This is a genomic window from Shewanella cyperi, from assembly GCF_017354985.1.
Lineage (GTDB): Bacteria > Pseudomonadota > Gammaproteobacteria > Enterobacterales > Shewanellaceae > Shewanella > Shewanella cyperi.
The window spans coordinates 2222597-2241771 of the sequence record NZ_CP071501.1; the positions used below are offsets into that span (position 1 = coordinate 2222597).

The 19175-nt window shown below is 54.6% G+C and carries 15 protein-coding genes and 5 tRNA genes; 6 read left to right on the forward strand and 14 right to left on the reverse strand.

Features of this window, described 5'->3' with window-relative positions; translation table 11 throughout:
- Nucleotides 1-110 precede the first annotated feature (110 nt).
- Nucleotides 111-1937, forward strand: coding sequence for an autotransporter assembly complex protein TamA (locus tag JYB84_RS09625; protein ID WP_456114984.1), 1827 nt, complete (start codon nt 111-113; stop codon nt 1935-1937).
- Nucleotides 1934-5749 (forward strand): autotransporter assembly complex protein TamB, encoded by a 3816-nt coding sequence (gene tamB / locus JYB84_RS09630; RefSeq protein WP_207319895.1) that lies wholly within the window; start codon nt 1934-1936, stop codon nt 5747-5749. The genes JYB84_RS09625 and tamB overlap by 4 nt, the downstream gene beginning before the upstream one ends.
- A 55-nt stretch (nt 5750-5804) precedes the next feature.
- Here tamB and rplY read toward each other — a convergent pair whose 3' ends face one another.
- Nucleotides 5805-6092, reverse strand: coding sequence for a 50S ribosomal protein L25 (gene rplY / locus JYB84_RS09635; protein ID WP_207319896.1), 288 nt, complete (start codon nt 6090-6092; stop codon nt 5805-5807).
- A gap of 276 nt (nt 6093-6368) precedes the next feature.
- Here rplY and JYB84_RS09640 point away from each other — a divergent pair, with 276 nt between their 5' ends.
- On the forward strand, nt 6369-6791 hold the full coding sequence (locus tag JYB84_RS09640) for a hypothetical protein (RefSeq protein WP_207319897.1): 423 nt from the start codon (nt 6369-6371) through the stop codon (nt 6789-6791).
- Here the strand turns inward: JYB84_RS09640 and JYB84_RS09645 are convergent.
- Nucleotides 6715-7263: a DUF882 domain-containing protein gene (locus JYB84_RS09645; RefSeq protein WP_207319898.1), complete on the reverse strand. Its 549-nt coding sequence runs from the start codon at nt 7261-7263 to the stop codon at nt 6715-6717. The genes JYB84_RS09640 and JYB84_RS09645 overlap by 77 nt on opposite strands.
- Before the next feature lie 109 nt (nt 7264-7372).
- Nucleotides 7373-8779 carry a L,D-transpeptidase family protein gene (locus JYB84_RS09650; protein WP_207319899.1) on the reverse strand — a complete coding sequence of 469 codons (1407 nt, stop codon included), beginning with the start codon at nt 8777-8779 and terminating at the stop codon, nt 7373-7375.
- 228 nt (nt 8780-9007) lie between these two features.
- Between JYB84_RS09650 and JYB84_RS09655 the strand changes: the two genes are divergently transcribed.
- A complete protein-coding gene (locus JYB84_RS09655) occupies nt 9008-9283 on the forward strand; it encodes an HU family DNA-binding protein (RefSeq protein WP_207319900.1) in 276 nt (91 codons plus the stop codon).
- Nucleotides 9284-9520: 237 nt separating this feature from the next.
- On the opposite strand, the gene JYB84_RS18440 is transcribed toward JYB84_RS09655, so the two are convergent.
- From JYB84_RS18440 to JYB84_RS09695, 9 genes are all read right to left on the reverse strand, one after another.
- Entirely contained in the window at nt 9521-9733 is a 213-nt protein-coding gene (locus tag JYB84_RS18440; protein WP_228290750.1) for a GDCCVxC domain-containing (seleno)protein, read from the reverse strand.
- 317 nt (nt 9734-10050) lie between these two features.
- A tRNA-Leu gene (locus JYB84_RS09660) sits at nt 10051-10137 on the reverse strand.
- A 35-nt stretch (nt 10138-10172) separates the two neighbouring features.
- Nucleotides 10173-10246, reverse strand: a tRNA-Cys gene (locus JYB84_RS09665).
- A 32-nt stretch (nt 10247-10278) separates the two neighbouring features.
- A tRNA-Gly gene (locus tag JYB84_RS09670) sits at nt 10279-10354 on the reverse strand.
- 241 nt (nt 10355-10595) lie between these two features.
- Nucleotides 10596-11144, reverse strand: coding sequence for a CDP-diacylglycerol--glycerol-3-phosphate 3-phosphatidyltransferase (gene pgsA, locus JYB84_RS09675; protein ID WP_207319901.1), 549 nt, complete (start codon nt 11142-11144; stop codon nt 10596-10598).
- Nucleotides 11145-11195: 51 nt separating this feature from the next.
- Nucleotides 11196-13025: an excinuclease ABC subunit UvrC gene (gene uvrC, locus JYB84_RS09680; RefSeq protein WP_207319902.1), complete on the reverse strand. Its 1830-nt coding sequence runs from the start codon at nt 13023-13025 to the stop codon at nt 11196-11198.
- Between the two features lie 21 nt (nt 13026-13046).
- On the reverse strand, nt 13047-13691 hold the full coding sequence (gene uvrY / locus JYB84_RS09685; RefSeq protein WP_207319903.1) for a UvrY/SirA/GacA family response regulator transcription factor: 645 nt from the start codon (nt 13689-13691) through the stop codon (nt 13047-13049).
- 327 nt (nt 13692-14018) lie between these two features.
- Nucleotides 14019-14109 (reverse strand) — tRNA-Ser (locus tag JYB84_RS09690).
- A 147-nt stretch (nt 14110-14256) separates the two neighbouring features.
- Nucleotides 14257-14347: transfer RNA gene (locus JYB84_RS09695), tRNA-Ser, on the reverse strand.
- A gap of 215 nt (nt 14348-14562) precedes the next feature.
- Here JYB84_RS09695 and JYB84_RS09700 point away from each other — a divergent pair.
- Nucleotides 14563-16290, forward strand: coding sequence for a S16 family serine protease (locus JYB84_RS09700; RefSeq protein ID WP_407695996.1), 1728 nt, complete (start codon nt 14563-14565; stop codon nt 16288-16290).
- A gap of 78 nt (nt 16291-16368) precedes the next feature.
- Nucleotides 16369-16884, forward strand: coding sequence for a bifunctional 3-hydroxydecanoyl-ACP dehydratase/trans-2-decenoyl-ACP isomerase (fabA, locus tag JYB84_RS09705; RefSeq protein ID WP_207319905.1), 516 nt, complete (start codon nt 16369-16371; stop codon nt 16882-16884).
- A gap of 63 nt (nt 16885-16947) precedes the next feature.
- Here fabA and rmf read toward each other — a convergent pair whose 3' ends face one another.
- Nucleotides 16948-17124 carry a ribosome modulation factor gene (gene rmf, locus JYB84_RS09710; RefSeq protein ID WP_207319906.1) on the reverse strand — a complete coding sequence of 59 codons (177 nt, stop codon included), beginning with the start codon at nt 17122-17124 and terminating at the stop codon, nt 16948-16950.
- Between the two features lie 178 nt (nt 17125-17302).
- Nucleotides 17303-19162, reverse strand: coding sequence for a DUF3466 family protein (locus JYB84_RS09715; RefSeq protein WP_207319907.1), 1860 nt, complete (start codon nt 19160-19162; stop codon nt 17303-17305).
- Between the last annotated feature and the right edge of the window lie 13 nt (nt 19163-19175).

A 19175-nucleotide genomic window follows, 5' to 3' on the forward strand; every position in this document is an offset into this window, starting at 1 on the left:
ACCATTTCCCGCTGGGAATTCAATGATATCCTTGCCTGCCCAGAGCTAAATGGCGACAATGTCTTCCTCAGACGTTTTGGATTGGAACAGGGAATTTGCGCTTGGTCGGCATGCGTGGTTTGGGCTTGGGATTGGCGGCCGCTTTATCGTGGCAGCAAGGCATGGCTGCCGACACCAATCTTGAGTTGGATATTCAGGGCGCAGATGAACGCCTGGGCAAAAATATCCTGGCCCATCTTGGCGACCTGCCCCAGACCGAAGTGCAGCGGCGGGCATTTCTGTTCAATGTGGAAGACGCCGTCTTCGCGGCGCTACAATCCATGGGCTATTACCATGGTGAGCTTGAACAGCAACTGCAACAAAAAGACAAGAAGCCCTGGCACCTGGCGTTGAAACTCAGCCCCGGGCAGCCGGTACGCCTTGCCTGGGTGGATATTCGCTTTCTGGGCGACATGCTGCAGGATCAGGCCTTCGATAACTGGCTTCTGGGTCAGCCGCTGAAACCGGGTGATCAGCTTGATCACGGTCGCTATGAAGAGGTCAAGTCGGAACTCTCCACCCTGGCGCTGTCCCGGGGCTATTTCGACGCCGACTTCAACAAGGCGGAGATCAAGGTCAACCGTGACCTTAACCTGGCCTTTATCAGCCTGCATTTCAATTCCGGAACCAGATACCATTTCGGTGAGGTCAGCTTTAATGGCCACAGTCTCGAGCCGCAATTGTTGGAGCAGCTGATCCCCTTTGACACTGACAGCCCCTATGGCACCCGGGAACTGGGGCAATTCAACGGCGCCCTGCAGGAAACCGGCTATTTTTCCGGGATCAAGGTGTTGCCGGAACTGGCCCATGCCACTGAGCAGCATGTGCCCATCCGGGTGGAACTGACGCCCAAGCCCGATCACTCGATAGAGTTGGGTCTGGGTGCCGATATCGGCTCCAGCAGCGATGCCACCATAGAACCCAGGGTCAGGGTGACCTGGCGAACGCCGCAAATAAACCGTTACGGACACTCCCAGGAAACCTCGGTGGAATGGTCACCGGACCGGCCAAAATTCCTGACCACCTATACGCTGCCGCTGAGCCATCCACTCAATGACCAGTTGATATTGCGCCTGGGTGTGCTGCGGGACAAATACGGCGTCACCCAGGAATACAACGCGGCGGACGACAGCTACAACAATACGGGACAGCTGGAGTCCAGTACCCGGCTGCTGGGGATCCGGCGCCAACAACGGCTGCCGAGTCGTTGGTACTACAGCTACTCGCTGGATTTCATGCGGGAATTCTATACCCAGTCGGACATTCATTATGATCCGCGCTACTTTCTCGCCGGTGTCAGTCTGCAACACAGCCGCCGCAACGACACCAGTTTGGATCCCAAGGGCGGCTTGCGGCAGTTTTACAGCCTGGAATATGCCGATCCCATGCTGGGTTCCACTGTGCGTCTGGCGAGGGCCATGGCCAAATTCAAATGGATCGACACCTTCTTCGATAAGCACCGCCTGGTGGCCAGGCTGGATCTGGGCGCCAACTGGGTGCCACAGGGAGACGAGCCCTTGGTGCCGCCATCGCTGCGCTATTTCGCCGGTGGCGATCAGAGCATCCGCGGTTATGGCTACCAGGAGCTGGGGCCATTTATCAAGTACACGGCCGACGATGGCCTGCCGGCCCGCCAGGTGGTGGGCGGACGTTTCCTGACGGTGGCCAGCCTGGAATACCAATATTACCTGACTCCGGAGTGGCGTCTGGCCACCTTTGTGGACGGCGGCAACGCCTTTGACCTGCGCCAATTTGAGCCCGCCATGTCGGTGGGCGGCGGTGTACACTGGATATCCCCCATAGGCCCAATCAAACTCGATCTGGGGTTCGGTGTGCGCGAAACCGACACCATTCCCTCCTCCTGGCGTATCCACCTGACCATGGGGGCCGAGTTATGACAGACTTGTCCCAAGCCATGGCGCCCAAAGCCGATGACCCCAAGCCGGACAAAAGCCAGCCAAGGCGGTTCCGCTGGCTGAAGCTTGGGGTGCGACTGCTGCTTTATGTGCCCCTGGTGCCACTGGTACTGCTGGCCCTGCTGGTGGGCACCCCAGTTGGCAGTGCCCTGTCTGTCCGCATTGCCAACGCCCTGGTACCCGGACTCGCTGTCGAATATCGCTCCGGCACCCTCAACGGTGAACTGCAACTGGGGAAAGGTCGCTGGTCCATGGCGGGTGTCGATGTATCCCTGACCGATCTGACCCTTGACTGGCAACCCACTTGCCTGCTGGCAAGGCGGATCTGCGTCAATCGCCTTGACGCCTCGGGCATTGAGGTCAAGGTGGACACGAAGGCCCTGGTATCGCTTGAGGATGACGAAGCGGTGTCAGCGCCGCATACCGAGCTGCAACTGCCCCTTGCCATCGAACTGCAAAAGAGTGCACTCAAGCAGGTGCGGGTTGAGGTGAACGAGATGCAATTCTCGGCCGCCGAACTTGCGCTGGGTGCACACTGGGATAAACAGGGGATCCATGCCCGCAGGCTTTCAAGCCAGGGACTCAAGGTGTTTATCCCGGCCAAGGAAAGCGATCAGGCTTCCACCCAAACGGCAAACACTGAGGCTACAGAGCAGACAGAACCAGCCTTACCCGAAATCATACTGCCCATGGCCATCCGGCTCGACAGCGGTGAGTTCAGCGACAGTCGCCTGGATATTGCAGGCTTTGGACAACGACTCGACCGCGTGACGCTGGCGGCCGCAGTCAGCGGCAACCAGTTCAGCGTTTATCGGCTTGACCTCAAGGCCCCTGATATAGACCTGGCCGTCGACGGCCAATTTGCCCTGGCCCAGGCCTATCCGCTGCAGCTGAAGCTGAGCAGTGAACTGCGCCATCCCCACTGGTTGCCGCTGGCCTTGACCGCCGATGCCAATCTTGATGGCGATCTGCAAGCGCTGCAGTTGACGCTGCAATCGGCGGGCGATCTGGCGCTGCAACTCAATGGCCGGGTGGATTTAACCCACGAACTGCTGCCATTCAGCGCCACGATAAGCGAAGGACATTTTGGTTGGCCGCTAGCCAATCCCGACTACAGATTCAATCACACCGAGCTGCAGTTAAGCGGCGATCTAAAAAACCAGCAGGGCCGGCTCAAGACCGAGCTGCAACTGCCTGGCGCAGAGTCGCTAGCCTTTGACAGTCGGCTTAACCACTCCGCCGGAAAACTCACCCTGAGCGAATTTGAGGCCGATGGCGCAGCGGGCAATCTCAAACTCTCGGGCACTCTCGATTACACCCGGGGACTTGCCTGGCAAACCAGGGTGGCCCTCTCCAAGTTGCGGCCCCAGACCCTGCCCGCCATCCCGGGTATGCCGCTGCAGGGTGAGCTCAATGGCAAGTTTGCCAGCGAAGGTCAGCTTATCGACGGTCACTGGCGCCTGGCACTGAGTGAAGCAGACGTTCAGGGAATGCTTAATGAACTCCCCTTTAGCCTGAGTGGCGCCATTTCTGCCAGTCACAACTGGCAGGTCGAGGCAGGAAATTTTCATCTGAAGGCCCTTGGGGCTCAGTTGGATTTGGATGGCGGTCTGACCAACAACTGGCAATTTACCGGCAAATTGGCGGTTGCGGATGCAGCCCTGTTGTGGCCGGAACTGGACGCCACCCTGGCGCTCGATTTCAATGTCACCGGTGAGCGGCGCGATCCCGTGCTCGATTTCAGCGCCCAGGGCAGCAACCTGAAGTACCAAAGCCTGCGGCTGGCGGCCCTGGCTGTCGAAGGTCAGGCTCATCCCTTTGGTGGCCAGCGATTTGAGTTGTCGGCCCATGGCAAGGATCTTGACCTTGGCAATATGCGACAAAAGCAGCTGCAGCTGCAACTTCAGGGGGATCTGCAACAGCAAAGTCTGGCGCTGCTGACCGAGGGCGATCTTGCCATCAGCGCCAAGGCCGGCAACCGGTATTCGGCCATGAATGGCAATGACAGGCTGGAGATAAGCCAACTCAATCTCGGAACGCCCCTGGGGCCCTGGCAATTGGACCGGCCACTGGTGTTTGATTGGCAGCAGGCCAAGGAGAATGGACGTCTCAACCCCTTCTGTCTTGGCCATGCTGCCGGAAAACTGTGTTTGATTGACGAAGGGCGATTCGGAGCCGAGGGGCGATTTGCAGTGCAATTTCGTGGCGATCCCGGACAAATTCTGGCACCGTTGTTGCCCGCCAATCTCAGCTGGCAGGGTCAGGCCAGCCTGGACGGTCGCCTTGGCTGGACCAAGGGACAGAAGCCCAGCAGCGAACTCAAGCTAGCGCTGCCACCGGGACTGCTCAAGCTCAGGCGGCCAAAGGGCCAATGGCTGGAGTTTGGCTACCGGGCATTGGATCTTGATGCCAGCCTGGATCCCAGGCAGCTGGTCGCCACATTAGGGCTCCAGTCAGAGCAACTGGCCAGTTTGAATGCAGATCTCAGGGTCAATGTCAGTCCGGATCGGGCCCTGTCGGGAAATATCAGTCTGACTCAGGTTAACCTGACCGCCATTAAGGAGTTTTTGCCACAGCTGGAAACACTGGAAGGCAAATTGGACAGCCAACTGCAATTAGGCGGCAGCCTGAACGATCCGGAGATCACAGGCAGCATTGCTCTGACCGAGGGTGCCGTTGCCAGCAGCAACAACCCCACCTTGCTTGAAGAAATCCAGCTGCTGCTGACCCTGGAAGGACAGCAGGCAGATGTGACGGGACAATGGAAAATGGGCCAGGGCCCCGCCAACCTCAAGGGCAAGCTTGCCTGGGATGACGGCAGGTTCAACGGTGATCTGCAACTGGCCGGGAACAATCTGGCGGTGATTGTCCCGCCCTTGGCGCTGTTGAATGTGTCGCCGGACCTGCAAATTCGGTTCGATGCCCGCAAGGTGGCGCTCACAGGCCAGGTACAGATCCCCTCGGGGCAAATTACCCTGGTGCAACTGAGCGAGGGCGGTGTGCCCCTGTCCGATGATGTGGTGTTTGAAGACTCGGTATCCCTTGGCGAGCAACGCAGTAACCCCTATGCCATCGAGGCCGACTTGGCCATAGATCTCGGCAGGGATGTGCGTATCGAAGGCCTGGGGCTGATGGGACGTTTAGGGGGCAACCTGAGGCTGAGACAACAGGCATTCAAGCCGCCGCTGCTGTTCGGCAATGTAGGGATCAGCAACGGCTTCTATAAGTTCATGGGGCAGACCCTGAAAATCCGTCAGGGTGAGCTGCAATTTGTCGGTCCACCCAAACTGCCGAACCTGGATGTGGACGCCATCAGGGAAATCAAGGAAGAAGAACTGATAGCCGGGGTGAAGATCACCGGCACCCCTGCCCGCCCCGTGGTCACCCTCTTTTCCAATCCGGTCAAGGAGCAGGCGGAAATCCTGTCCTACATTCTCAAGGGCAAGGGTTTTTCCAATTTGGGCAACACAGATACCAATGCCCTGATGATGGGAGCCGCCCTCACCCTGGGTTCGCAACTGGGAGGCAGTGCCATTGGCAACATAGGTAATACCGCTGCCTCGCTGATGGAGGAGTTCGGCTTCTCCAATGTCAGCCTGGACACCAATGATGAAGGCAAGGTGGCCATCAGTGGTTATATAGGCGAGGATCTGATGGTCAAGTACGGGGTCGGGGTGTTCAATCCCGGCTATGAAATGACGGTACGTTATTACCTGCTGCGACAACTGTACCTGGAGACTGTGTCCGGAACCCTGGGGCAATCACTGGACATCTATTACAGCTTTGACCTCTAGGCAAAACGCAGGCACAAAAAAAGCGCCCCGGGGCGCTTTTTTTGTTGCTCAATGATTAAGCGTAAACGAAGTCTACGTGCTCGATCATTGGCTTGAATACGTGACGCTGCATAGCCTGGGCACGTACTTTCACTTCTTTGCCATCGAGAACAATAGTCAGCTCGCTGGTGTAGAAATCATTGTTGGTTTGGATATTGATGATATCTTTGTGTTCGAACACGATAGATACGGCTTCTTTGCCGGCGCCATAGATTACGGCAGGCACTTTACCGGCATGACGCAGGCGGCGGCTCGAACCTTTCCCTATTTCAGTGCGGGTTTGTGCTTTGATAGTGTAAGACATGATTTTCTCACTTAAGTCATTAGAGTAAACTGCGACGCCATTCTCGACCAATGCCAGCCGCAGGTCCCTGAGATCAGGGAGCGCGAATACTAGCACGCAAGGCTCCGACACACAAGTCCAGCCCCTTAACAACTCCCCGCTCAAAGATAGTCTGTGTTAGCCAATTGTGATCAATGGTTGCACCTTTGATCTGTGTTGATGCCGGCAAGAGCAGGATCACAATTTCGTCACTGCCGCGCTGGTATGCTGTGCGGAATCAACTAAGGAAGGTATCGCATGGACAAGCAATTTCCGCGGCTATCGGCCGAACTGTGCTGCCAATGGCATGGCAACCTTAAGCTGCTGCAGCAACTCCTGCGTGATACTGCCAATAATCTCGACAGCCTGGGAATTGATCCCCTGCAGATGGATGTGCGCCTGGCTGAATTGATGGCGCTGTGTGAAGAAAAGTTCCGCCTGGAGCAAAAGCTGTCAAAGCTGGCCCCCATGCAAGCCATCGCCTGCCCCATCAGTGTCGGCCAATTCTATCAACAACTGTCAGCCTTGCTGGCCGATTGGCAGCAACGCCGGGAGATTGTGGACTTTCGCCACAAGCTCTCGGCGATACTGGAGAGTCAGGCGTTTACCAACGACGCACCGCGCCGCAGTCCACATGGACAAAACCCGATTCGGGATAATAACCCACACCACCAAGCTTGAGCGCACAGGCTGCATCACGCAACTTGTTCAGCGGCACACCGGGTATGGCTATATCTATGGCCATGCCTTTCATGTGCAAGCTCTTCTTGGCCACCCCATGGCTCTTTGAGGCCAACATGGCATTGGTCTGGGGCGAACGGTAACCCGAGATCACGTGAATGGTCTTGCTGGTATCCAGTCGATTCTGTAACTGAAACAGCAAGTCAAACACCCGCTTATCCATGGGCGCAGCCACATTTTGCCTGTGATCACGCAAAAGGTAACTGAAGTCCTCTAAAGCTTCCTTTTGGTACTTGCCATCAACCCAGTAGACACCCTTATGGGTTTCCCCTGTGTGACGATTGTACAAACTCAGCATCCTGCTGCCCTTGGTTGAGCGGCTGGCCATCGCTTTTGATGGCACCATGGAAGCCAATGCGGCTCCCCCCAACCCTAATAACAACTGCCGACGGGCAGGACAGAAATCAGACACTCATACCACCATAGTACTATTTTTGAACACTTCGACCGCAAAGTATCCTGATTTTGCACCAGAATCAAGCTTTCTGTGCTATGGCTGTGAGTCGCGCCGCGTCCGGGCTTCAGGGTTGTGCTGCCGTAAGCATGGGGGTGTTTTGACGTAAGTTGTAAATGTCATTACGAAATTGTGCCTGTTGCTCGCCGTCCATCCAGGCCGTCCAGTACACCAGATGTACAGGTACTTTTTCTGTCAGGGAAAACCATTGGGTTCTCTCCCTGCCCCCCAACATGCTGTCCCATGTGCGTCTGTCCCTGATCAGGTTGTCGGCAAACCAGTTGGCCAATTCGCGCACCTTATCCACCCGGATACACCCAGACGACAGGGCCCTGTCGCTGTGTTCAAACAGCTCTTTTTCCGGGGTATCGTGCAAATAAACACTGGCTTCATTGGCAAAGTGAAACTTGAATTGTCCCAGGGCATTGTGGACACCGGGTCGCTGCTCCAGGTTAAAGGGAAATTGACTGGCGGCTAGCTGCTGCCAATCAGCATCTGAGTGTTCAACCAATTGGCCCTGGCTATCAAAGACATCAAATTGCTTCTCGCGCAGGTAGCTGCCGTCCTTGCGGACCTTGGGAAGCACATCCTTGCGCATCAGTTTTTTGGGCACCCGCCAGCTGGGATTGAGCACCACATTGGAGATCTCACCGCTCAGCAAGGGCGTCTGCCGGTAGGTGCGACCCACTATGACCCGAGAGCGGAGAATTTCTTCACCGCCATCCACCAACACCAGTTCAAAAGCCGGGATGTTGACCAACAGATAGCGCTTACCCAACGCACTGCTGTCCATCACGAACTGCACGAAGTTGCGGGCGAGAATTTGCGCCCGCTCCAGTGGTGAGCGATTCAGCCATTGCAGCGTCAGCGGGCCGACAATGGCATCCTGCTTGAGACCATGGCGGGCCTGAAATCGCAAAACCGCGAGCTTTAGCCTCTCCTCATAGATCTGGCTGCTGTCGGGCTTGGCTTTCATGTCTCCCAGCAGCCACAAACGTTGGCCAATCTGCGGAATACTGCCATGGCTGTCGCCGGGCCTCAGCAACCCCTGGGGGGATATCAATGGCCATTCCGCATGGCTGTCGAGCCAAAGCAGTTGCCTTACCCGGTTTACCGTCAACATAAATTGATTGGGGAACGGCTCCAACCCTGTTGCCTGGCTAAGTTTATCCCCGGCGGCCCCATTGGCCGGGAGTCCAACCTGCCTGACACGCCAGAAATCGGCAATGGCCTCGGCCGCCACATCAAAGTATTCCAGCTGGGCTGACAGGGATTCCGATTCCAGTTCCCTGGCATAGCGTTCAAGCAGTGGATCCTGACTGGCCAGAGCCAGCAGACGTGCATGCTCGGCTAATACCTTTCCTGCGGCCACAGTATTGCTGTCGGCCCACACAGATCCTGCGGACAGGCACAAATACCCCAGAAAAAATGCCCCCGCCAACCCTATTCCCGGAGACAGTAACCTCAAACACATTCGCCTGCTCCCTCTACTCGCCTGACTTTGATTATGGCATCGGTGCACGCCCTTGGGGGCCTTAATTCACCCTCTCCGGGGCGGTTAAACGCCATCCCCCTGAGACTGTTGGAAAAGTCTGCAATCGGCACGGGAATAGTGCTTAAATCGAGCAAACGCGGGCGTTTGGGTGTCATTGGAAAACAGAAATTGTTATAACGCCGGGCCCGGTTTCCAAATGAAGTTCCCATGAAACAAAGCGATATAAGCAAACGCCTTGCCCTTGAACTGCAACTATCCCCTAATGATGCCAACGAGATCATCAAGCAGCTGCTCGGCGCCATCCGCGGCGCCCTGATGGAGGGCGAAAAAGTCTACCTGCCGCCGCTGGGCACCTTTGAACTCAGATACTTTCTGCCCAAAAACGGCCGGCATCCCCAAACCGGCGAGCCCATAGAGATTGCCGGTTACAACCAGCCGAGCTTCAGACCCTCACCGGCACTGAAAAAAGCCCTTAACCGCTGACCTGAGGCCATGCCTGAGCTGGCCGGCTGTGACGTCGACTCATTCCATAAATGAGCAGAGGGATAATGTAGAAAAGACCTGAGGGATTAATACGTAGTTTGGTTAGCGATAAACATTTATCTTATTGATTTGCGGAGCAAGGATGCCGTGCGAGCAAAATCTTAGGTCCAAGATCTATGCACTTCCCCCTCACCGCTTCCCATAGGCGGCTGTGCCACACTCAACTTGATCTGTTATTCAGCCACAGCATCTATTCCCTTGCTGCACCGGCGGACACTTCACCGCCGCGAAAGAGCAGAATACACAACAGTCCCCGGGATTTGGCTTTAACAGCTTATGACATGAAGTGCACTCGTAAAAATACACACAGCAGTCGGTGGGCATGATTTCCACTTTTTTAAAGCCACATGCAGGGCAGGTAATTTCAGAAACCAATATTATTTCTGACATCTGCACTCCTTCCCTTATCATCTGACAGTGGAGATTGCATCATTCCCACTCAAGCCTTGGGTGCCGACAACACAGCCCCGGGCAACTGGATTTACTTTAACTGAATTGGCTTTGCTGAGTTAACCGATGCTTGGTTGGCTGAGGCTCAGTTGCCTGATGTTAAAGTGGGCTGATGTTAAAGTTGACTGATGTTAAATTGGACCTTGGCCACAAGTAATGCCAATTAATTTATGACAAAAATGCCCGAGCCTAATAAGATTTGGGAGTGTTATATGTGCTTGATATGGATTTTTTTGATTGTAACTGCTTGATTTGAATGGTACCCGAGGACGGACTTGAACCGTCACGGCGTTACCGCCGAGGGATTTTAAATCCCTTGTGTCTACCGATTCCACCACTCGGGCTTAGCATGATTACCCAGATGGGTTCTCATTTAAGATGGAGGCGCGACCCGGAGTCGAACCGAGATCGACGGATTTGCAATCCGCAGCATAGCCATTCTGCCATCGCGCCATCTTAAGATTTGTCACTGCCTGGGCAGTGATTGGAGCGACATATCGGGTTCGAACCGATGACCTATACCTTGGCAAGGTATCGCTCTACCAACTGAGCTAATGTCGCATCACTGTTTGCTAATCAGCGCTTTTCTTAATATCCGCGAGGTATCCCGCGTTTTATGAACTGAGCTAATATCGCATTGTCTTCACAGTAATTTACTGGTCAACATTTACAGCAGGTTTGCCCTGACTGCGGATTGGCATTCTACCTATTTAACCCTGAGTGTCAATTGCTTATTGTGGGCCTTTGAACTGCTTGCGCACTAATTAAACTCATTGATCTTTTAATGTGCGGATCCACATGTCTATTCGGCGGTGAGATCTTTCCAGGCGGCCAGAATGTAGCTCATCATCGACCAGAAAGTCAGCACTGCGGCAATGTAAAACAGTACCCAGGCAAGACCAATCAACAAGTCATTGGGCTTCCAGATAAGGCCAATGATGGCCACCATCTGCACCGCAGTCTTGAACTTGCCCATCCAGGACACGGCCACGGCGCCGCGCTTGCCGATTTCCGCCATCCACTCCCGCAGAGCCGAAATAACGATTTCCCGACCTATCATCAACAGTGCCGGCAGGGTCAGCCAGACATTGTCGTAGTCGGCCACCAGCAACACCAGGGCCGTAACTACCATGACCTTGTCGGCAACAGGATCTAGGAAGGCACCAAAGCGGGTGGATTGCTTGAGTTTGCGCGCTGCATAACCATCCAGCGCATCGGTAATGGCAGCCAGCCAATAGACAAAAGCTGCGGCAAAGGCTGCCCAGCTGTAGGGTAAATAAAACATCACCACGAATACCGGCAACAGGAACAGCCGGAAAAAGGTCAATGCTATTGGCAAGTTAAATGGCATGTAAAGGCAACCGGATAGTCAAAAAGCAGCGCCAATCTTGCCTGATTTTTGTCACCCCCGCAATGAGTCGAAGATCGTTTGCGCCATTTCTGGGCTGATCCCGGGCACTTTGGCAAGTTCTGCTGCGCTGGCGCTTTTTACCTGTTGTAAACCACCGAGGTACTGCAGCAGCGCCTTGCGTCTTTTGGGCCCAATGCCGGGAATGGACTCCAGGGTTGAACTGTTGCGGGTCTTCTGCCGCTTGGCCCTGTGGCCTGTGATGGCAAACCTGTGCGACTCATCGCGAATGTGCTGGATAAGATGCAGCGCCGGGTTATCCCCTTCCAGAGCAAAGGCCTGCTCGGTATCCCCCATGATCAGGGTTTCCAGCCCGGGTTTGCGGCTCTCGCCCTTGGCAATACCGATAAGTATCGGTTGCTTGTCGAGTTCGGCGACCTTGGGCATGACTATCTTCATCGCCGCCCGCAGCTGCCCCAGACCACCGTCGATGAACAGCAGATCCGGCACCTTTCCGCCCCGTTCAATTTTGTCAAAACGGCGACTAAGCGCCTGGGCCATGGCGGCATAGTCATCGCCTGGAGTGATACCTGTGATGTTATAGCGGCGATATTCGGACTTTTGTGGCCCTTCGCGATTGAACACCACGCAGGAAGCCACTGTGCTCTCGCCCATGGTGTGACTGATGTCATAGCACTCCATCCGACCTATGGGGAAGTTCAGCGCCAGCACATCCTCCAGCAGCTCAAAACGCTGCTCTATGGTGCTCTTGTGGGCCAGACGGCTGCTGACAGCGTTGCTGGCGTTGGTGGTGGCTAGACGCAGGAAACCCGCCCTGTCCCCCCTCACCCGCATTTTTATCTCCACCCGGGTGCCGAGGGATTGCAGCAGTGCCTGCTCCAGCTCGTGCAGATCCTCAAACTCCTCGCCGATGATCACTTCCTTGGGCAAGGTGCGCTTGGCATCCTCGTTGAGATAGAACTGCAACATAAAGGCTCGCAGTAGCTCCGGCAGTTCGGTTTCCGCCGGCACGGTCGGGAAATAACTGCGGCTGCCGAAGATTTTGCCGTTGCGGATAAACAGGATATGGAAACAGGCCAGACCCGAGGCGTAATGGGCGCCAATCACGTCCATATCGCCCTTGTGACCTGACACCTCCTGCTGCTCGGCGACCTTGCGCAGCGCCTGAATCTGGTCCCGGTAACGGGCCGCCAGCTCATATTTCATGTCAATGGCGGCCTGTTCCATCTTGTCCACCAGGGCAGCAATCACCTGCTGATCCTTGCCCTTAAGGAACAAGGTCGCCAGGCGTACCTGTTCCTGGTAATCCTCATCACTGACCTTGCCGACACAGGGAGCGCTGCAGCGGCCTATCTGGTATTGCAGGCAGGGACGGGAGCGGGACTTGTAATAAAGGTCTTCACACTGGCGGATGGGAAACAGCCTTTGCATCAGGTTCAGGCTTTCGCGCACCGCACCGCCATTGGGGTAAGGTCCGAAATACTGGCCCTTTTCCCGCTGGGCGCCCCTGTGATAGGCCAGTCTGGGATGCTTGTGGCCACTTAAGAAAATATAGGGGTAGGACTTGTCATCCCGCAGCAGCACATTGTATTTGGGCATGTACTGCTTGATGTAATCGTTCTCGAGGATCAGCGCCTCGGTCTCGCTGTGGGTCAGGGTGACATCTATGTTGGCGATATGGGACACCAGCGCCTGGGTCTTGACGTTGGGCAGATTGCTGCGGAAATAAGATGACAGGCGCTTCTTGAGATCTTTAGCCTTACCCACATAGATAACGGCACCGCCGGCATCGTACATACGATACACGCCGGCGCCGGATGAAACGGTTTTGAGAAACTGCTTGGAATTAAACGGGCTTGTCATTCGGAAAAGGCGTTTACGCCATTAAAACTGACCGGTATCGAGCATCTTATAACGGATTGCCAGACGGGTCAGCTCCACATCGCCGTTAATCCCCAGCTTGGCAAACAAGCGGTACCTGTAGCTGTTGACCGTCTTGGGGCTGAGGTTGAGCTGCTCGGAAATATCGTTCACCTTGTCGCCATTGGTGATCATCATCATGATCTGCAATTCGCGCTCTGACAGGGACTTGAACGGGCTTTCTTCGCTCTGGTTAAACTGATTGAGCGCCATCTGCTGGGCGATTTCCGGCGAAAGATATCGCTGCCCTGCCGCCACCTGGCGAATAGCCTGCAAAACCTCGGGCGGCTTGGCCCCCTTGGTCAGATAGCCAAAGGCACCCGCTTGCATCACCTTGGTGGGGAAAGGATCTTCGGTGTGCACTGTCAGGACGATGATCCTGGCATGGGGTTGATAGCGCAGGATTTTACGGGTGGCTTCCAGACCACCGATCCCGGGCATATTCATGTCCATCAGGATCACATCGGCTTCGTTTTGCCTGGCCCACTGCACCGCTGACTCACCGTCGGCGGCCTCGCCAACGACCTTGATACCACGCTCATCTTCCAGGATCCGCCGGATACCGGTACGAACCAACTCGTGATCGTCAACCAAATATACTGAAATCAACGTCTTTCCACCCTATTTGATCTTGCTTTGCGGGGATAGGCAGCATTCGGCGCCAATCCCTTGTCGCCCATGTGAGCTAATTTAGCCCATCTACCAATGCATGCAAAGCACTAAATCATTGTGGCCATAATGATTGCATTGATACTAAACAACTAATTTACTTATAAAAAGAGATAACTTCTGACCTTTCCCCGGGAAATAGCGCGGATTCCAGCGGGCCAAATGACAAAATTTTGTCGCCGCGTGTAAGAAAAAAGCAGGGAAATCAAAAGGTTATTCAAGGCTGAAAAGTAAAAAGCCCGCTTAAATAAGCGGGCTTTTCGAATATGGCGGAGGAGCAGGGATTTGAACCCTGGGTGGGCTATAAACCCACGCCGGTTTTCAAGACCGGTGCATTAAACCACTCTGCCACCCCTCCGGAACGAGCGACATAATAACGGCCTGTCACGTCACTGTAAACTGAATTTTTACGCTACGGACTCGATTGCTCATTTGTGCTGCAATCAACGACTTTTCGATGCCGCTAAAGTAAAAAGCCCGCTTATATAAGCGGGCTTTTTGAATATGGCGGAGGAGCAGGGATTTGAACCCTGGGTGGGCTATAAACCCACGCCGGTTTTCAAGACCGGTGCATTAAACCACTCTGCCACCCCTCCGAACAGTGCGGATACTAGCGCCCCCTGGGTCCGCTGTAAACTCCTTTTCGCTCTCGGCCAGCGCAACTGCTCAATGTCTGGTCGCCTGCGGCAACTGCTTCTTTTTATTATTGACGACAAACAAATCTGTCCTTTGTCATGAAAAGCATCCGGGATTGAAGAACTGGCTGCGGCTTATGCTAGAATCGGCTTATTCAATGCATTCAGCAATCGTCATGACTCTATCCCATATTCCTGTGTCAGCCCTGGCACCCAGTTTTACCTTACCTGCTATTGATAAACTCACCCCAGGATCCCGGGCCTTGTTGCTTGCCCAGGAAAGGCTGCAGGATGCCTTTCAGCTGGCGAGCCGCATCCGTGATCAGCACTTGTTTATTGCCGATTACCCCGGTGTCGCCCGGGAACCGCTGTTCAAGGCCCTGTGTGACACCCAAGGGTGGCAACCCAGGAACCTGGTTGCCCTGAAGCAGGAAGGAGAACCCGAGCTGCAATGGCGCGAGCCAAGCGGAGACAACGTGGGTTCCCTGGCCAAACAGGAGTCCGCCTATGCCTACGTTAATGGCCCCCTGCGCCGGGCGGATCTGATAGGCAAGATGACCACAATCGGCGGCAAGCGCCAATATCAACCCGGGCTGCTCGCCAAACATAATTGGCTGTTTCTCAGCGCCGACAGCCTGTGCCGCCGTGAAAGCCTGTGGGATTTTTTGCTGCAGGTACTGAGTCAGGGGTTTTACCGGGTCAGCGATGAATTGCCCAAGGTCCCGCTGCACACCACCCTGGTGCTGGTGGGCCACGCCGGCATCTATAGCGAACTCAAGACCCACGAGCCCCAGTTCAACGAATGCTTCCCCCTGCTGGGCGAAGTTAACAACGAAATGGATTTAACCCGCCACCATGAGCTGGAATACGGTTCCTGGTTGGTGGCTCTGGCCCAGGAAGCGGGGGTGACGCTGGACGAGTCGGCACTGCTGCCATTGTTTTTACATGGCTCACGCCTCAGTGAACATCAGCAGCGTCTGGCCCTGGCGGGACAGGATATGGTACAGCTGTTCGCTCAGGCCGCCGCCTATCGCGGCACCAGCCACCTTGATGGCAAGGCCATTACCAAGGCATTGCAGCAGGCCGAACACAGACACAACATTTCGGAACGCTTTTCCGCACAAAGTTTCGACGACAGTTTTATCAATCTGCTGACAGACGGCGAAAAGGTGGGTCAGATTAACGGCCTGACCGTAATTGACAGCATAGATTACAGTTACGGTGAGCCTGCACGGATTACGGCGACCGTGCATTACGGTGACGGTGAAGTGGCTGACATCGAGCGCAAGTCAGAACTCGGCGGCAACATACACGCCAAGGGCATGATGATTTTGTCAGCCTGTCTGTACCGCATTTTCGGCCGCGATGCACCACTGCACCTTAACGCCAATATAGTGTTCGAGCAGTCCTATCAGGAAATCGACGGCGACAGCGCCTCCCTTGCCGAGTACTGCGCCCTGATGTCGGCCATTGCCGAACAGCCCATACGTCAATCCCTCGCGGTGACCGGCGCCCTCGATCAATTCGGCAATGTGCAGGCCATTGGCGGGGTCAATGAAAAGATTGAAGGTTTCTTCAGCCTCTGTGAACGCCGTGGACTTACCGGTGAACAAGGGGTGATCATTCCCAAGGCCAACCTGTTGCAACTGAATCTGGATCCCAAGGTCATAGAGGCGGTCAAGGCCGGTCGATTCCAACTGTACCAGGTGGCCCATATGGATGAAGCAGTGGAACTGCTGATGGATTTGCCAGCCGGAGTCGCCGATGAGGATGATAACTTCCCCGAGGGCACCCTCTACGGCATGGTGCAGCAGCGCCTGGACAAGCTTGCCGGACATGACGACGAAGAACCGCTGGGCTTTTTTGCCAGACTGCTCGCAAAATGGACATCCAGAGGCAACTAAACAGCTGATCGGAGTTGTCTGGCTTACACCTGTTCGCTAATCTTGGCCACTCTATATGCTGGAGTGGTAACTATTACAATGAATAAAGCAAACAGTTTCAACAAAGAAGAACTCATCGCCTGCGGTTACGGGGACATATTTGGCAAGAATTCTCCTCGCCTGCCCATCGACAACATGTTGATGATCGACAGGGTAACCACAATCAATGATCACGGCGGCGAGTTTGGTAAAGGTGAGATTGTTGCTGAACTGGATATCAATCCGGATCTTTGGTTTTTCGGTTGCCATTTCGTTGATGACCCAGTGATGCCAGGCTGTCTCGGTCTGGATGCCATGTGGCAGCTGGTGGGCTTCTTCCTCGCCTGGGAAGGCGCAGAAGGCAAAGGTCGTGCCCTGGGTGTGGGTGAAGTGAAATTTACCGGTCAGGTATTGCCCGGAGCCAAGAAGGTGACATACCGCCTGAACATTAAGCGCACCATTCACCGCAAACTGGTGATGGGTATCGCCGATGCCATTCTCGAAGTGGATGGCCGCCAGATCTACAGCGCCACGGATCTGAAAGTGGGTGTATTCACCGACACCTCAACCTTCTGAGCTTAGGCCCGGACACAGAAACGCCCTCAATGGAGGGCGTTTTTGTTGTTGCTTAGGTTTGCACTATTTGTTGAACAGCCCGTTGAGTCTACCATCGACTCCTTCCCGCCATCCCCCCAGCCACTGGGAACGCGAATCAAGATTGGCATAGGGACAAAGTTCTTTTGAACGGCCACCGACCCCAGCCTGGAATCCTTTTGAAAAAGCCCTATCTAAACGATCTCGTTTTTGTCTTTTCATGCAAGCGTCCTCTGTTCTACATAAAGAAGAAGCAACAGCTTCCCAAGTAGAAATAGAACTTTTCAGATCCAAGATCAATCAAAAAATCACCGATTATAGCGCTCAATTTTTAAGCTTTTGAGATCGTAATAAAAAACGGGACAAATATTTTTGTCCCGTTTCGGTATTTTGAGGGGGATCAGCGAATACGGCGTCTGATCCAGGCAAACGGCAGCAACAACAAGGCCAATAATCCGCCGGCGGCACCTTTGCGCTCGTACTTGGTTTCCGTACCGCCATCGACCGCATCACAGGCCTCGGCGCCTGAGGCGGCCGGTGCCAGCACCACCATGCGCGGCAGATAAGAGGTCACGGGATTGCCATTGCCATCGAGGGAGAACAGCGGCAAGCCATTCTCACCCACCACAGGGATGCCGTAGAGATCGGTCTGATATACCGGTTTACGCACAAACGCAGTACCCACGATAAGCCCGGCCTCGTTGATGCTGTTGGCTTCAACAATCTGAATATCGGTTTCGTAACTCAGGGTCTTGCCGGTACCGTCCTGCACCTCTACTTTGTGGCGTTGCCAGTTGCCATCGGTGCCCTGCTCGAATCCCTTGGATTGACAGGTCAACTGGGCGTTGAGGTTGACGAACTCGGCCGAGTTCATATCAAACAGGAAACCGGCCTTTGGTCTTGGCTTGTCCTTGTCATACTCGGTTTCGATAAAACCAACCACCTGCCCCTGATTGTTGATGTCTCTGGGCTTGCTGCTCAGATCCGTCAGGCTGGTGGAGAAATCGTTCGGCACCACCACGCTGCCAGCATCTGCCTTGGTGTCAAAGTAGAAAAACTTGTCCCGCAGTACACCCTGGATATAACTGCGATAACTGCCCACCAAAATGCCGTTGTCGTTGATATCAAAGGCAATCGATGATGTGACATCCTTATTGATTACCGGTACCCAGTGATATTCATACTGGCCATCGGCATTTTTACGCCAATAAGCAGCGTCCAAACGTAACTTTTTAGTGTCGTTGTCGCGAAAGATGTGAGAACGACCGGCAACATCACCTTCATTGTTAATGCCAAGGCCCTGGGCCGAATATACCACCTTGGAATCTGCTGGCGGCTCCAGGCCCAGCGGCAGTTCCATCTCGGTCACTGTATCTTCGCCCAACTGCCAGACAAAGGCACGGTTCTGGTATTGGATGTTGCGAGTGTTCTGGCTGCCGGAGGGATATTGTTCTTGCTGGACACAAATATCCAATGGCAAGCCAGTGCCAGCTTCATCGGCTGTAATACAGGCGGCAACCCGATCAGAGCTGAAGCTGCTCAGGGCAGTACTGGCATAGCCGGTGACTTGATTATTGTTGTTGATAGCAGAAGCCAGCGACATGCCACCCAACTCCACCGTCTTGCCTTCATTGGTATAGGTGGTGTATGGAGGCGGCAGCTCAATCTCACCACCTGGCGTCTTCACGACCGCGCGCTGCTCAAAATCACGGTAATACCAAAATTCCTGGGTGGTGCTGCTGCCGGTATAATCAACCTTTTTCTCTGGTGCTGTGAGAGCCCCTACCTTGATACCGGCATCATTGATGTCGTAGTAATAGGTATCAACAGAGTTAATGCTTTCCGGCACATCGGTATCGGTCAAGGCAGGATCTGTGGTGCCCCCCAGGCTTTCAAAGGTCGGGATCCAGGCCCCGGCTTCGCCATTGGCACCGGCAACAAAGCTGAAGTTGTTGGCTACTATGGGAGAATTCACCGAATAGGTGATTTTTTCGGCATCGGCCACCCCATCGTCAGCATCAATAATGCCACCTTCAACATCGCTGCTGTTGAGCTTCTTGCGGCCCTGGGCCACACCCACCAGCTCATTGTTGGCATTAATGCCCATGGCATAACCGTTGCGGGTACCTTCTATGGTGCCATTGAGATCAAAATCTTCGATATTGACGACTTCATAAACAGGTGCTGCCTGGGCGGTTCCCAATACTCCGGCAACACTCAGTGCCACCAGGGTCAATGCTTTATCCAGCTTCAACTTCATTCACTTTTTCCCG